Origin of the sequence: Sphingomonas sp. (assembly GCF_965248875.1) — a bacterium.
GTDB lineage: Bacteria > Pseudomonadota > Alphaproteobacteria > Sphingomonadales > Sphingomonadaceae > Sphingomonas.
In genome coordinates this window covers 1-13294 of record NZ_CBDFKR010000005.1, presented here as the reverse complement: position 1 = coordinate 13294, position 13294 = coordinate 1, and the positions used below count along the sequence as shown (strand labels likewise).

At 69.3% G+C, this 13294-nt stretch carries 15 protein-coding genes; 7 read left to right on the top strand and 8 right to left on the bottom strand.

What is annotated here, in order from left to right; all coding sequences use genetic code 11:
* Positions 1-35: 35 nt before the first annotated feature.
* Positions 36-1904, bottom strand: coding sequence for an alpha/beta hydrolase family protein (locus tag ACP2AD_RS03810; protein ID WP_425228763.1), 1869 nt, complete (start codon positions 1902-1904; stop codon positions 36-38).
* A gap of 247 nt (positions 1905-2151) precedes the next feature.
* Between ACP2AD_RS03810 and ACP2AD_RS03805 the strand changes: the two genes are divergently transcribed.
* Positions 2152-3429, top strand: a complete 1278-nt coding sequence (locus tag ACP2AD_RS03805) for a PQQ-dependent sugar dehydrogenase (protein ID WP_425228762.1) — start codon at positions 2152-2154, stop codon at positions 3427-3429.
* Between the two features lie 16 nt (positions 3430-3445).
* On the opposite strand, the gene ACP2AD_RS03800 is transcribed toward ACP2AD_RS03805, so the two are convergent.
* Positions 3446-3829, bottom strand: coding sequence for a PaaI family thioesterase (locus ACP2AD_RS03800; protein ID WP_425228864.1), 384 nt, complete (start codon positions 3827-3829; stop codon positions 3446-3448).
* A 23-nt stretch (positions 3830-3852) separates the two neighbouring features.
* Positions 3853-4275: a PaaI family thioesterase gene (locus ACP2AD_RS03795; protein WP_425228761.1), complete on the bottom strand. Its 423-nt coding sequence runs from the start codon at positions 4273-4275 to the stop codon at positions 3853-3855.
* Between the two features lie 191 nt (positions 4276-4466).
* On the opposite strand from ACP2AD_RS03795, the gene ACP2AD_RS03790 reads away from it, so the two are divergent.
* Entirely contained in the window at positions 4467-5081 is a 615-nt protein-coding gene (locus ACP2AD_RS03790) for a winged helix-turn-helix domain-containing protein (RefSeq protein WP_425228760.1), read from the top strand.
* A gap of 23 nt (positions 5082-5104) precedes the next feature.
* Entirely contained in the window at positions 5105-5884 is a 780-nt protein-coding gene (locus ACP2AD_RS03785) for a crotonase/enoyl-CoA hydratase family protein (protein ID WP_425228759.1), read from the top strand.
* Here ACP2AD_RS03785 and ACP2AD_RS03780 read toward each other — a convergent pair.
* From ACP2AD_RS03780 to ACP2AD_RS03770, 3 genes are all read right to left on the bottom strand, one after another.
* Positions 5881-6327 (bottom strand): acyl-CoA thioesterase, encoded by a 447-nt coding sequence (locus ACP2AD_RS03780; RefSeq protein WP_425228758.1) that lies wholly within the window; start codon positions 6325-6327, stop codon positions 5881-5883. The genes ACP2AD_RS03785 and ACP2AD_RS03780 overlap by 4 nt on opposite strands.
* A 90-nt stretch (positions 6328-6417) precedes the next feature.
* Positions 6418-7203, bottom strand: coding sequence for an SDR family NAD(P)-dependent oxidoreductase (locus ACP2AD_RS03775; protein ID WP_425228757.1), 786 nt, complete (start codon positions 7201-7203; stop codon positions 6418-6420).
* A 15-nt stretch (positions 7204-7218) separates the two neighbouring features.
* A complete protein-coding gene (locus ACP2AD_RS03770) occupies positions 7219-8388 on the bottom strand; it encodes an acetyl-CoA C-acetyltransferase (protein WP_425228756.1) in 1170 nt (389 codons plus the stop codon).
* A 72-nt stretch (positions 8389-8460) separates the two neighbouring features.
* Between ACP2AD_RS03770 and ACP2AD_RS03765 the strand changes: the two genes are divergently transcribed.
* On the top strand, positions 8461-9126 hold the full coding sequence (locus ACP2AD_RS03765; protein WP_425228755.1) for a nitroreductase family protein: 666 nt from the start codon (positions 8461-8463) through the stop codon (positions 9124-9126).
* A gap of 235 nt (positions 9127-9361) precedes the next feature.
* On the opposite strand, the gene ACP2AD_RS03760 is transcribed toward ACP2AD_RS03765, so the two are convergent.
* Complete coding sequence (locus tag ACP2AD_RS03760; RefSeq protein WP_425228754.1) at positions 9362-9628, bottom strand: hypothetical protein; 267 nt, start codon at positions 9626-9628, stop codon at positions 9362-9364.
* Positions 9629-9731: 103 nt separating this feature from the next.
* A complete protein-coding gene (locus tag ACP2AD_RS03755) occupies positions 9732-11141 on the bottom strand; it encodes a DEAD/DEAH box helicase (RefSeq protein ID WP_425228753.1) in 1410 nt (469 codons plus the stop codon).
* A 240-nt stretch (positions 11142-11381) separates the two neighbouring features.
* Between ACP2AD_RS03755 and dapB the strand changes: the two genes are divergently transcribed.
* From dapB to nth, 3 genes are read left to right on the top strand one after another with little or no spacing between them, the layout of a single operon-like run.
* Positions 11382-12104 carry a 4-hydroxy-tetrahydrodipicolinate reductase gene (gene dapB / locus ACP2AD_RS03750; RefSeq protein ID WP_425228863.1) on the top strand — a complete coding sequence of 241 codons (723 nt, stop codon included), beginning with the start codon at positions 11382-11384 and terminating at the stop codon, positions 12102-12104.
* Positions 12105-12113: 9 nt separating this feature from the next.
* A complete protein-coding gene (locus ACP2AD_RS03745) occupies positions 12114-12521 on the top strand; it encodes a nuclear transport factor 2 family protein (RefSeq protein WP_425228752.1) in 408 nt (135 codons plus the stop codon).
* Complete coding sequence (nth, locus tag ACP2AD_RS03740; protein ID WP_425228862.1) at positions 12518-13192, top strand: endonuclease III; 675 nt, start codon at positions 12518-12520, stop codon at positions 13190-13192. Before ACP2AD_RS03745 ends, nth begins: the two co-directional genes overlap by 4 nt.
* The last annotated feature ends 102 nt before the right edge of the window (positions 13193-13294 follow it).

Below are 13294 nucleotides of genomic sequence, written 5' to 3'. Positions count from 1 at the left end.
TAGTCGAAGGCCGGGCAGTGGGCAAGCGCCCCGCGTCAGGCGGGATTGTACCGCGTCAGAAAGGCTTCCACCCGCTGCAGGAAGTCGACCTGATCCTCCGGCTTGGAAAAGCCGTGCCCCTCGCCCGGATAGACATGATAGTCCGGCGGATGCCCCGCTCGGGTCAGCGCCTGCATCAACCTGCGCGACTGTTCGGGTGGCACCACCGTGTCGGCATCGCCATGAGCGATGAACAATGGGATGCGTAGGTCGGCCGCTCGCTTCAGCGGCGACAGGGCGTCGAGCGAAACGGTGTCGGCGCCCTGCACCCGCTCCCGCCAGTCGCGGAAATAACGCGGCGCGGCGAAGTCGCGCCGGTTATAGGACAGCTGCGCCTTGATGTCGGACACGCCCGCCAGGCTGATGGCGCAGCGGTACAGATCGGGGTTGCGCACCGCGCCCCACTCGGCCGCATAGCCGCCGAACGAACCGCCCATGATGCACACCCGGTGCGCGTCGACGATGCTGCGCCCGATCAGCCAGCGGACGCCGTCGTCGATGTCGTCCTGCATGCCGCGGCCCCATTGCCCGTAACCGCGCTCGACGAAGCGGCGGCCATAGCCGGTGGAGCCGCGGAAATTGGGCTGCAGCACCACATAGCCCCGGCTCGCGAGGGACTGCGCCCACACGTCATAACCCCATTCGTCGCGGGCGAACGGGCCACCATGCGGCAGCACCACCATCGGCGCATCCCGCGGCTCGCGCCCGGGCGGCACGGTCAGATAGGCGGGAATCGGCAGGCCGTCGCGCGCCGCATAGGTGACCGGTGTCATTTCGGCGAGCCGTTTGCCCGCCAGCCGCTCATAGGGTGCGGCGATCAGCATCAGCTGGCCGGTGCGCCGGTCGAACAGGTAATAGGCGCCGGGGTTGTCGGCGGCGGTCGCCCAGACGATCAGCCGCTGCCGGTCGGTGCTGAACGAGGTCAGGCGCACGCTCATGCCGGGCAGCGCCCGCTCGATCCGGGTCTGCACTGCCCGCAGACCGGGGTCGAACCACATCACCCTGGCGCGGTCATCGGTGTAGCTGACGGAGGCGGGCTGGCCGTCGGCGCCGACATCGACGTCCGTCACGTCGGCGACCGGATTTTCATAGATCAGCGCACCGATCTGGCCCGCGGTGAAGTCGTAATGGTACAGCCCGAACCGCCCGCTTTCGCCGGTCGCAACGGCGAAGCCGCGGCTCGCGCCGGGCGCTAGCGCCAGCGTATCGATTTGGTCGCGGTCGGCTCGACCGTCGTGATGCGGGGAGCTGACGAACGGAGCGGCCGCGTCCGTGCGAAAATCGATCCACCAGCGTTCGTTGTCGACGCCGATGCCGGTGCGGACCACGCCGGCGCTGTCGGCGAACCAGCTCCAGACGTGCGGCCGCGGCGGCACGACTTCGATGACGGCATTGGTCGCCAGGTCGACGCGGTAGACGGACGGCGTGGCGGTGTACGAGCGCAGACCGGTCTCGAGGATGAACCGCCCGGCCGGATCGATGTGGACGATGTCGCGGCCCAGCCCCTCGCCCGCGGTCGCGACCCGCCGATCGGCATGGGTCGCGACGTCATAGGCAAGGAGGCGGGGCAGCCGCAGCTGCAGGCCCAGGAGCGTCGCCGTGGTGCTCAGCTCGATCAGCAGCGTGCCGTCACCGGCCCAGCGGAACCAGTCGAGATCTGCGCCCTCGGGCAGGGCCACAAAGCTTCGACTTCCGGTCGCGATCTCCGCGATCATCAGCCGCGTCTTGCCGTCGGCCAGCGTTCGCGCTGCCAGCCGGGCGCCGCCCGGCGCGATCACCGGGTCGGCCAGCACCGGCAGTGCGCCGAAATCGGCCGCGCTCGGCCGGTCGGGCGGCGGCGCGGCCCCGATTTGCGTCGCCAGCATTGCCGCCGCCGCGGCCAGCGCAGCCCGACGCCGATTTGATTGTTTCCCCCGTGTCATGCGGGTGATGCTAATCGCGCCCCCGGCGCACGCGCAAGCGACAGATGTTGCTGTCCTACAAGGCTCCGTGCCGGTAGGCGTCGGACATGAAGTCGTCGCGCAACGCTGTTACCGCCGTCGCCACGCAGGAGCGGTTGCAGCGGAAACGCCGTTTTGGTGTGACCCTAGTGTGACCTTTGGAGGAGCATCCATGCGCCGCCTGATCCTCACCGCCCTCGCGCTCGCCGCCTGCACCTCCGCACAGGAGCCGGCCGCGCTGTCGGGCCGCGCCAACATGGCGCCCGCTGCGACACGGCCGTTCGTGGCGGCGCCGGTCGCGCAGGTTCGGCAGCCCTTTGCGCTGGCGTTTCTACCCGACGGGCGGCTGCTGGTGACGGAGAAGGGCGGCGTGCTGAAGCTGGTCGAGTGGGACGGGCGTCATCCGACGCTGACCAGCACGGTCGCCAATGTTCCTGAGGTGGCGGTGGGCGGGCAGGGCGGGCTGCTCGACGTCGCGGTCGCGCCCGATTTCCCGCACAGTCACATGGTCTATCTGAGCTACGCCGAGCCTCGGACGACGGGCAGCAGCCTCGCGCTCGCCCGCGCCGTGCTCTACGACCGCCCCGAATGTGTCGTGGCACCCTGCGGCGCCGAACTCCGGAACCTGCAGGTCATCTGGCGCGCCGGATCGGACGGGCAGGGCGGGCAGTTCGGGGCGACCATCGCCTTTGCGCCCGACGGCCGCTCGCTGTTCCTCGCGTCGGGCGAGCGCCAGCGTTTCACACCCGCACAGGATCCGGATCAGGCGCTGGGCAAGATCGTCCACCTGACGCTCGACGGCCGTCCCGCGCCCGATAACCCGGGCTTCGGCCGCACCGGCGCGAGCGTCGTCGGCGTGATCGATCCGCCGCGCGACACCGCCGCCGCCGCGACCGCCCAAACGCGCGAATGGCGCAGCCCCGGGCCCAACACCGCGCCCGCGGCCACCTGGTCGAGCGGCCACCGCAATCCCTACGGCCTCGCCTTCGATGTCAGCGGGCGGCTGTGGGAGGTGGAGATGGGCCCGCGTGGCGGCGACGAGCTCAACCTGATCCGGCGCGGCGGCAATTACGGCTGGCCCCGCGCGTCGAACGGCTCGAACTACGACGGCGTCGACATCCCCGACCATCGCCCCGATGGCCCCGATGCCGATGGCTTCGTCGCACCCAAGGCGTGGTGGAACCCGTCGATCTCGCCCGGCGGCATGATCATCTACTCCGGCACCATGTTCCCCGGCTGGCGCGGCTCCGCCCTGATCGCGGCCTTGTCGGGGAAGGCGCTGATCCGCGTCGCGCTAAACGGCGAGCGCGCAACGCCTGCGGAGCAGTGGGACATGAACGCCCGTCTCCGCGACGTGGCGCAGGCGCCAGACGGCGCGGTGTGGCTGCTGGAGGATGGTGAGCGCGGGTCGGGCGGGCGGCTGCTGCGGCTGACGCCCACGTCTCCCTAGTCGCTGTCGCCGGCGGTCAGTCGCGGACGAGCAGGTAGTTCATCCGCGCGCGGGCGATCGGCTTGTCGGGGCTGTCCTGCCACGCCGTCGCGTCGACATTGGCAACCCGCCCGCCCAGCCGGGTGACGACGCCCTCGGCACGGGTCGGCTTGTCGCGGCCGCCGCGCATGAAGTCGACGGTGACGTTGACGGGCTTGATGCGGGCCTCTTGCTCGCCGTCCGCCTCGGCACCGTCTTCCTCGCCCAGTGCATGGCGCAGCGCGACGATCGCGGCCATCTCCAACAGCCCGGTGATCGCGCCGCCGTGGAGAAATCCGGGGCGTCCGAGCACCGCATCGGTGAAGGGCATGACCAGCAGCGGTGCCTGCTCCGCGCGCGGCTCCGTCACCAGTCCGAGCATCCGGGCATAGGGCGGCAGCGCGGTCACGCCTCGGTCAGCATGAAGGTGCCGGCGACATGGGCGAGCGGGTCGGCCGGATCGCCGTCGTGGGCCTGGCCGCGCACGAACGAAATGGCGCGGGTCACGCGATAGCACTCGCCGCGGCCAATCACGGTCTGCCCTGGCGTCGCGGGCCGCAGGTAATCGACCCGGAGGTCCAGCGTCGCATGCGGCACGAACACCCCGCGCTTCAGCCACACCCCAAAGCTCGTCGCCATGTCCATCAGCGCGATGATCGGTCCCGACGCCAGCACACCGCGAGCCGGATCGCCGACCAGCTCATCGCTCCACGGCAGCTTGAGCTCGACCCAATCGGGTCCGTGCGCGTGATAGGCGATGCCCAGCCGCCCGCCATGCCCGCCAAATCCGGCGGCGGCGAAACGGTGTGGATCGAAGGCTGTGGACATGGCCCGCCCTACACATCCGACCCGCCGATTCACAACATTGCAGCGAATTAACTGACGGCCGCACGGACGCCCCGCTTAGCAATTGCGTGAACCGGGGATCGCGCAAAATGCTGAAACAGCGTCGTGGTTGGCGTCAACGTCGTGAAGCTGCCCGAAGTCACCTCCAGAACGGAGTTTGATGGCGGCTGCGCGTGGCGGGGCGGCGATACAAGCCGGGGGTGCGACCGGTCCTGCTCCTCGGTGTCGAGCGTCCGGCGTTGGCCGCGCTGCTCGCCGAGCGCGGGCTCGCGGTGCGCGCCGTCGCCTTGGGCGCCGTCGCGGCGCTGGTTGCGGAGGGGGAGCCGCGTCCGCTCTGCCCCGCGGTGGTCGAGGTGCGCTCTGCGCGGGACGCGGGCCCGCTGCTTGACGGCGGCGCGGATGACGTGGTGCTCCGCTCCGATCCCGATGGTCTGGTCGCGGCGCGCCTTGCGGCGCTGATCCGCCGCTCGCCGCCGGGACAGCTGGTGTTCGGCGACATCGCGATCGATCCGGTCGAGCGGCAGGCGACGCTCGCCGGACTGCCGCTGCCGCTGCTGCCGCGTGAATATGCGCTGCTGTTGTACCTGACGCGGCAGGCGCCGGCGCTGGTCGACCACGCAACCCTCCACATGGTGCTGTGGGGCCGCGATTTCGATCCCGGCACCAACGTCATCGCCGTGCATATCTCGCGGCTGCGGGCGAAGCTGGCCGGCGGCATGGTGACCGTGATCACCGAGCGTGGCCGCGGCTATCGTCTGGCGATTGCCGAGCGTCCTGCCGCGCGGTAGCGGGGTGGCGCAGGAGATGCTTGATGACGACACGGGTCACCACCGCGATTGAGGACGGCATCGCCGATGTGCGCCTCGCCCGGCCCGACAAGATGAACGCGCTCGACCCGGCGATGTTCGAAGGGATCGGCGCGGCGATCGACGCGCTGGCGGATCGCACCGACGTCCGCTGCGTCGTCCTGTCGGGGGAAGGCCGCGCCTTCTGCGCCGGGCTGGACATGGCCAGCATGGCGGCCGGCGGCAGCGGCACCGGTCGCGCGCGCAATGCGCAAGGCGCGATCCTGCCGCAGCATGTCAGCTGGGGCTGGCGCACCCTGCCGATGCCGGTGATCGCCGCGGTCCACGGCGTCGCCTTTGGCGGCGGCTTCCAGATCATGTCGGGCGCCGACATCCGCATCGCCGCGCCCGGTACTCGCTTCGCGATCCGTGAGGTCCATTGGGGGCTGGTGCCGGACATGGCAGGATTTCCGCTATGGCGGACGCTGGTCCGCGACGATGTGCTGCGCGAGCTGACCTACACGGCGCGTGAGTTCGAGGCGGCGGAGGCGCAGGCGTTCGGCTTCATCACGCGCATCGTCGACGACCCCCATGCCGCCGCGATGGCGCTGGCGCGGGAAATCGCCACAAAGAGCCCGCACGCGATCCGCGGTGCGAAGCGGCTGTGCAACATGGCGCACGACGCCAACCCGCTGGCGATGCTGCAGGCCGAGACCGATGAGCAGGTCAAGGTGATCGGCCAGCCCAACATGATGGAACAGGTCGCGGCGCATCGCGAACAGCGGGCCGCGGTGTTCGCCGACTAGGCGGCTTCCCGACTGCCGCGGGCCGCCCATTCAACCAACGTGGCGCGGAAGTCGCCGGGCAGGGCGCTGCCGTCCTCGCCGATCGCCATCACGATCGTGACGTCGCAGGTGGCGATGCATTGGTCGTGCTGGAACATCGCAGCCAGGATTTCCCAGCTGCGGGTGCCGACTGCACCGATGCCCGTCGCGATCACGACGTCTTCGGGATAGCTGCCCTCGGCGAGGTAATTGATCTCCACCTGGGCGACGACCGAGCGCCGCCGCTGTAGGCCGGCCCACAGGCCGATCGCATGGTTGAACTTCGTGCGCGCGGTCTCGAATAGCGCCGCAAAGGCGACGTTGTTGAGATGGCCGAGCACATCCATGTCTTGAAAGCGCGTCTGGACCGACTGGCTGTGCGGATAAGCATCAGCTGACAGCCGCCAGGCGAGTGGACGGGGCATTGCGATCCTTCAACGGAGAGGCCGACGCGGACGTGGATCCCGCGTCGTCGGACGGCTTGGCCCAAGTGCAGGCGGGCCGGCCCGCCCGCTTCAGCGCGGCGCCATCCGGATCGCGCCGTCCAACCGGACGTCCTCGCCGTTGAAATAGCCGTTTTCGATCATCGTCAGCGCCAGACCGGCATATTCCTCCGGCTTGCCGAGGCGTTTGGGGAAAGGCACCGACGCGGCCAGCGCGTCCTTTACCTGCTGCGGGGCGCCCAGCATCAGCGGCGTCTCGAAGATCCCGGGCAAAATGGTGTTGATCCTGATGCCTTCGCTCATCAGATCCCGTGCGATCGGGAGCGTCATGCCGATCACGCCCGCTTTCGACGCGGCATAGGCGACCTGGCCCATCTGCCCATCCTCGCCCGCCACGCTGGCGGTATTGACGATCGCGCCGCGCTCGCCGTCCTCGTTCTGCGGGTCCAGCGTCATCATTCCCGCAGCAGACAAGGCGACGCAGCGGAAGGTGCCGACGAGGTTGATCTGGATAAGCCAGTTGAAGGCGTCGGCCGGATAATGCTTGATGCTGCCGTCCTGCTTCGAGCGGCTTGCCGTCTTCATCGCCGCACCCGTTCCGGCGCAGCAGACCAGGATGCGCTCCTGCCCGTGCGCCGCGCGGGCCTTCTCGAAGCCGGCGACGACGCTATCGTCCGACGTCACGTTGACCTCGCAGAAGATACCGCCGATCTCAGCCGCGACCGCCTCGCCCTTCTCCTTCTGCAGGTCGAAGAGCGCGACCTTGACGCCTTTCGCCGCAAGGGCGCGCGCGGTGGCTGCGCCGAGGCCGGAGGCGCCGCCGGTGACGACGGCAGATACGGTGTTGTCCAGTTTCATTGCTTGTCCTGCTCCTCAAACCCGCTCGACGATCGTCACATTCGCCAACCCGCCGCCCTCGCACATCGTCTGCAGGCCATAGCGGCCGCCGCGCTTGTGGAGCGCGTGGACCAAGGTCGCCATCAGCTTCGTGCCGCTGGCGCCGAGCGGATGGCCGAGCGCAATCGCGCCGCCGTTGACGTTGATCTTCGCCGGGTCGCCGCCGGTATGCTTGAGCCACGCGAGCGGCACCGGCGCGAACGCCTCGTTGACCTCGTACAGGTCGATGTCCCCGATGCTGAGACCAGCCCGCTTCAGCGCCTTGTCGGTCGCGAACAGCGGCTCCTCCAGCATCACCACCGGGTCGCCGCCCGTCACCGTCAGATTGTGAATGCGCGCCAGCGGGGTCAGGCCGTGCTCCTTCAACGCCTTTTCACTGACGACGAGCACCGCCGACGCGCCGTCGCAGATCTGGCTGGCGTTGGCGGCGGAGATGACCCCGCCCTCCTGGATCAGCTTGACGGAATGGATGCCTTCGAAAGTCGCGTCGAAACGGATGCCCTCATCGACGGTGTGACGGGCCTCGCCATCCGGCGTCTCGATCTCCAGCCCGACGATCTCGTCCTTGAAGTCGCCGCGCTGCGTCGCCGCGGCGGCGCGCCGGTGCGACTCGAGCGCGTATGCGTCGAGCTGGTCGCGGGTGAAGCCGTATTTGTCGGCGATCATCTGCGCGCCCATGAACTGGCTGAACTGAATGCCAGGGTAGCGCACTTCCTGCCGGGTCGACTTTGCCTTGCCGAGCCCGGCCTGGTGGAAGAGCATACCGGTCGAGCCCATCGGGACGCGCGTCATCGACTCGACGCCGGACGCAATCACCACGTCCTGGGTGCCGCTCAGCACCGCCTGGGCGGCGAACTGGATCGCCTGCTGCGACGAGCCGCACTGGCGGTCGATGGTGACGGCGGGCACCGATTCGGGGAGCTTGGACGCCAGCACCGCGCCGCGGCCGACCTGGAAGCCCTGCTCGCCGCCCTGGCTGACGCAGCCCATGATGACGTCCTCGACCGCGGCAGGGTCGATGCCGGTGCGGTCGACCACGGCATCGAGCACCGCGCCCCCCATGTCGGCCGGGTGCCAGCCGGCCAGCTTGCCGCCGCGCCGCCCGCCCGCCGTGCGCACCGCCTCGACGATGTAAGCCTCGGCCATTGTCGCTTCTCCATAACAACTGTTATCCTCGCCCCTGTCGCCCAAATCGGGCGGAGCGGCAAGAGGTGGTTCGTGGACGTAAGCGAGGCGGTAGCAGCGCGGCGATCGGTGCGCGGGTTTGTCGACAGGCCGGTGGATCCCGACCTGTTAAGGGCGCTGGCGGTGCGCGCCGGGCGGGCGGCGACAGGGGGCAACATCCAGCCCTGGCACATCGACATAGTTCAGGGCGAGGCGATGGCCGAGCTGAAGGCGATCATGCGCGCCAAGCTGGCGGCTGGCGAGAAGGAGCAGCCGGGCTATGACATCTATCCGCGCGAGATGACCGACCTGCACAAGGGCCGCACCTTTGCGGTCGGCGAGCAGCTGTACGGCCATCTCGGCATCCCGCGCGAAAGCAAGGCCGACCGGCTGCAATGGTTCGCGCGCAACTTCCAGTTCTTTGGCGCGCCCGCCGCCTATTTCTGCACCGTCGACCGGCGGATGGGTCCGCCGCAATGGGCCGATTGCGGCATGTACCTGCAGAACCTGATGCTGCTGGCGGTTGACGCCGGGCTGGCGACGTGTGCGCAGGAATGCTGGGCGGTCTATCCGCAGACGGTGGAGAAGTTCCTCGGCACCCCGGCGGAGCGGATGCTCTTCTGCGGCATGGCGATCGGCTATGAGGATGCGGCCGATCCGGCGAACCGGATGCGCAGCGTCCGAGCGGACGAGGGGGAGTGGCTGACCGTCAAAAGCTGAGCGGACGGCCGGAAGTTGTCGAAGTTGCGGCTGGTCGCATCATTGTCTGAAGCCGATCGCGATCAAAGGAAGGTCACGCCTGGACGCATGATCCCCGGATCGAGGGAGGACACGCGCACGGCGCGGTACCATCAGGGCGGCGAAGTCAAAGAGCGTCGACCGGCATGACACGGCGCAGTCCTTGTAGGACAGCTTTTTTCAGGCGAGCCGTGCCCGCTCCAGCACACCCCGGCGGTCAAAGCACCACGGTCTCTGGCGTACCCTGCTCCAGCCCGGCAAGGATCATCGCTTCCCAGACGCGCGGGTCGCCAACCGCCGCCATCGCCTGATCGGGTTCGCGCAGCGTCTTGAGCACGGCGATCGCGTCGGGCAGGTAATCGCGCCAGACGCCGTCGATCTGCTTGCCGGCGGACTCGGCGTCGCCATCGGCATTGACGCTGATGCGCTGGCCGGCGAGGACGCGCGCAATGCGCTCGACCGCGGGGGTGGTGGACACGTCCATTGTTTGCGCTCCGATTCCTGTTCGGGAGCGTGAACGGGCGGCGCGGCCGGAATATCCGGGCAGCGGAAGGGACATTCTTCAGGCGAAGAATGTCCCCGGCGGATCACCGCGCCGCCATGCTGCGGCCACCACCCGGGCGGCCGCGCCCGCGGCCACCACCACTGCCACTGCCACTGCCACCGCCACTGCCGCCGCGGCGGCCGGCGTTGGCATAGCTGCGGCCGTTGCCCTGCGCCTGCGCGGAGCCGTGCGTCGCCTGCGGCGCGTGGGTGGCGCGCGGGCGGGCGGGGCCGCGCTGGTGATCCTCGCGCCCATATTCCCTGGGCGCCGGATCGGCGCCGATCGCCTGGACCCGCACGGCGCGGAGCGCGTTCGCCTGGTTGAGGAAGTCGTCGGGCAGCGGCCGGACCTCGACCTTCTGCCGCGTCAGCTTCTCGATGTCGCGCAGATAGGGCCGCTCGTCGTCGGCACAGAAGCTGATCGCAATTCCGCTCGCCCCCGCCCGCGCCGTCCGGCCGATGCGGTGGACATATTGCTCGGGCACATTGGGCAGCTCGAAATTGATCACGTGGCTGACGCCGGAGACGTCGATGCCGCGTGCGGCAATGTCGGTCGCGACGAGGATGGTCGCCTTGCCGCTCTTGAACTCCGCCAGCGCGCGTTCGCGCTGCGGCTGCGACTTGTTGCCGTGGATCGCGTTGGCGGCGATGCCGTTGCCGGCCAGCAGCTTCACGACCCGATCGGCGCCGTGCTTGGTGCGGGTGAAGACCAGGGCGCGATCGATCGGCTCCGAGCGCAGCACCATCGTCAGCAGCGCCTGCTTCTCGGTCTGGTTGACGAAGGTGACGTGCTGCTCGACGCGCTCGGCGGTGGTGGCGGCGGGCTTGATCGCGACGGTCGCCGGATTGGTCAGATACTGGCTCGCCAACTCGCGGATCGAGGTCGGCATGGTGGCGGAGAAAAACAGCGTCTGGCGCTGGCGCGGTACCATCCGCACGATCTTCTTGAGGCTGTGGATGAAGCCGAGATCAAGCATCTGGTCGGCCTCGTCGAGGACCAGGATTTCGATCTGCGAGAGGCTGCACAGCCGCTGCTCGACCAGGTCGAGGAGGCGGCCGGGCGTGGCGACGAGAATGTCGACGCCGCGCTGCAGGTCCTGCCGGTTCTTGGCGATCGAGGTGCCGCCGAACACCGTCGCGACCGACAGGCGGCTGAACTGGCCATAAGCGCGGGCACTCTCGGCGATCTGGCCGGCGAGCTCTCGGGTTGGCGCGAGGACGAGCATGCGGACATGCGTCGGCAGGACGCGCTTGGCGTCGGCGGCGAGGCGCTGGATCGAGGGCAGGACGAAGGCGGCGGTCTTACCGGTACCGGTCTGCGCGATGCCGAGCAGGTCGCGGCCCTCCAGCACGGTGGGAATGGCGTCGCGCTGGATCGGCGTCGGGGTGGTATACCCCTTGGCGGTCAGCGCGCGGGTGAGCGGCTCGGACAGGCCGAGATGGTCGAATGACATGGGAAAAGAGCACTTTCAATATGCGTGCCGTGCTCGGGCGCAGCAAGGCGCACGAGGGGCGGGGTGGATTGAACCCCCGCGTGATTTTGGGAAGCCCTGAACAAGCAACCGAGGCGGAGCCAGCCCAAGGCCGAACCCCAGGCGATCACGCTGCGTTAAACGCCTCGATCCCGTGCACATGGCGCAACTGCGCGCAAAAGTCAAGGTGACGGGGCGGTGCCGCTGTGCCAATCGATCGGCATGACCGCGATCGGCATCTATGGCAGCGCCGGGCGAATGGGCCGTGCGATCGCGCTGGCGATCGAGGCGGCCGGCGCGCGCCATGCCGGCGGGGCGGACGCGCAGGACGATCCGGCGCCGGTCGCCGCCGCTGCCGCCGTGCTGGTCGACTTCTCCGCCCCCGCCGCGCTGGAGCGGCACCTCGACGCCGCGCGCCGGGCGGGGAAGCCGATCGTGGTCGGCACCACCGGGCTGCGCGATCGGCACCAGCTGCTCATCGACGCGGCGGCGCGCGACATCGCGGTGCTGCAGACGGGGAACACGTCGCTCGGCGTGACCCTGCTGGCGCAGCTGGTGCGGGAGGCGGCGGCCAAGCTCGACTGGGACATCGAAATCGTCGAGATGCACCACAAGCACAAGGTCGATGCGCCGTCGGGCACCTCGCTGCTGCTCGGCGAGGCGGCGGCGGCGGGGCGGGGGAGCACGCTGGGCGAGCTCCGCGTCGACAGCCGCGCGGGTCTGACCGGCGCGCGGACGGAGGGGACGATCGGCTTCGCGTCCCTGCGTGGGGGATCGGTGATCGGCGACCACAGTGTGGTGTTCGCGGGCGACGGCGAGCGGGTCGAGCTGACGCACCTTGCGCAGGACCGCACCACCTTCGCGCACGGTGCGGTGCGCGCGGCGCTGTGGCTGGCGGCCAGGCCGGCGGGGCGGTATCGGATGAGAGACGTGCTCGACTTGTAGGGGATGGCGATGGCAGACGGTGCGGTGGCGGTGGTCCAGCGGCTCTACGATTGTTTTGCACAGGGGGACGTCCCCGGCGCGCTGGCGACGATGGCGCCCGATATCGTCTGGAACGAGGCGAACAACCATCCCTATGCTGACGGGAACCCCTATATCGGGCCCGAAGCGGTGCTCCACGGCGTCTTTGCGCGCTGTGTCGGCGAGTGGGACGCGTTCGCCGCCACGCCCGACGAACTGCTCGATGCGGGCGACGTCGCGATCGGGCTCGGACATTATACCGGCGTGAACAAGGCGAGCGGCAAGCCGATGCGCACGCAATTCGCGCATGTTTGCCGCGTTCGGGACGGCCGGATCGTCGCTTTCCAGCAATATGCCGATACGTTGCACATGACGCAGGCGATGGACATGTCGGCCTGAAACGCGCGGACGTCTTCGAACTCTACCGCCGCCTGGCCGAGACGGACCCCGATCCGCAGACCGAACTCGCCTATCTCAATCCCTATACGCTGCTGGTGGCGGTCGCGCTGTCAGCGCAGGCGACCGACGTGTCGGTCAACAAGGCGACGGGGCCGCTGTTCGAGAGGGTGCAGGACCCCGCCGCGATGGTGGCGCTGGGCGAGGAAGCGTTGAAGCGGCACATCAGGACGATCGGGCTCTACAATGCCAAGGCGAAGAACGTCATCGCGCTCTCCGAACAATTGCTCGCCGAGCATGACGGCCAGGTGCCCGCCGACCGTGATGCGCTGGAGCGGCTGCCGGGCGTCGGGCGCAAGACGGCGAACGTGGTGATGAACGTCGCGTTCGGCGCGGAGACGATCGCGGTCGACACCCACATCTTCCGCGTCGGCAATCGCACGGGGCTCGCCCCTGGCAAGACGCCGCTCAAGGTCGAGGACGTGTTGGTGAAGGTGACGCCCGCGCCCTTTCGCCGCCACGCGCATCACTGGCTGATCCTGCACGGCCGCTATGTCTGCAAGGCGCGGCGGCCCGAATGCTGGCGGTGCATCGTTGCCGACCTATGTGCGTTCAAGCCCAAGACGCCGCCGCCCGGTCCGTTGCCCGGGGCGGTCGTCGTGGCCGGAGAGTGACGATGCGGTTTGCCCCCCTTGCCTTGATCCTGCTGATCGGCGCCGCGCCGGTGCGTGACGCCATGCCGCCGGCGACGCCCACCGGCCCGGCGGTCGATTGTG

What these genes read in the sequence shown, in the direction of transcription:
- ACP2AD_RS03810 (WP_425228763.1), bottom strand. Translation starts at nt 1,904, where the DNA reads ATGCTGGCGACGCAAATCGGGGCCGCGCCGCCGCCCGACCGGCCGAGC.
- ACP2AD_RS03805 (WP_425228762.1), top strand. Translation starts at nt 2,152, where the DNA reads ATGCGCCGCCTGATCCTCACCGCCCTCGCGCTCGCCGCCTGCACCTCC.
- ACP2AD_RS03800 (WP_425228864.1), bottom strand. Translation starts at nt 3,829, where the DNA reads ATGCTCGGACTGGTGACGGAGCCGCGCGCGGAGCAGGCACCGCTGCTG.
- ACP2AD_RS03795 (WP_425228761.1), bottom strand. Translation starts at nt 4,275, where the DNA reads ATGTCCACAGCCTTCGATCCACACCGTTTCGCCGCCGCCGGATTTGGC.
- ACP2AD_RS03785 (WP_425228759.1), top strand. Translation starts at nt 5,105, where the DNA reads ATGACGACACGGGTCACCACCGCGATTGAGGACGGCATCGCCGATGTG.
- ACP2AD_RS03780 (WP_425228758.1), bottom strand. Translation starts at nt 6,327, where the DNA reads ATGCCCCGTCCACTCGCCTGGCGGCTGTCAGCTGATGCTTATCCGCAC.
- ACP2AD_RS03775 (WP_425228757.1), bottom strand. Translation starts at nt 7,203, where the DNA reads ATGAAACTGGACAACACCGTATCTGCCGTCGTCACCGGCGGCGCCTCC.
- ACP2AD_RS03770 (WP_425228756.1), bottom strand. Translation starts at nt 8,388, where the DNA reads ATGGCCGAGGCTTACATCGTCGAGGCGGTGCGCACGGCGGGCGGGCGG.
- ACP2AD_RS03760 (WP_425228754.1), bottom strand. Translation starts at nt 9,628, where the DNA reads ATGGACGTGTCCACCACCCCCGCGGTCGAGCGCATTGCGCGCGTCCTC.
- ACP2AD_RS03755 (WP_425228753.1), bottom strand. Translation starts at nt 11,141, where the DNA reads ATGTCATTCGACCATCTCGGCCTGTCCGAGCCGCTCACCCGCGCGCTG.
- dapB (WP_425228863.1), top strand. Translation starts at nt 11,382, where the DNA reads ATGACCGCGATCGGCATCTATGGCAGCGCCGGGCGAATGGGCCGTGCG.
- ACP2AD_RS03745 (WP_425228752.1), top strand. Translation starts at nt 12,114, where the DNA reads ATGGCAGACGGTGCGGTGGCGGTGGTCCAGCGGCTCTACGATTGTTTT.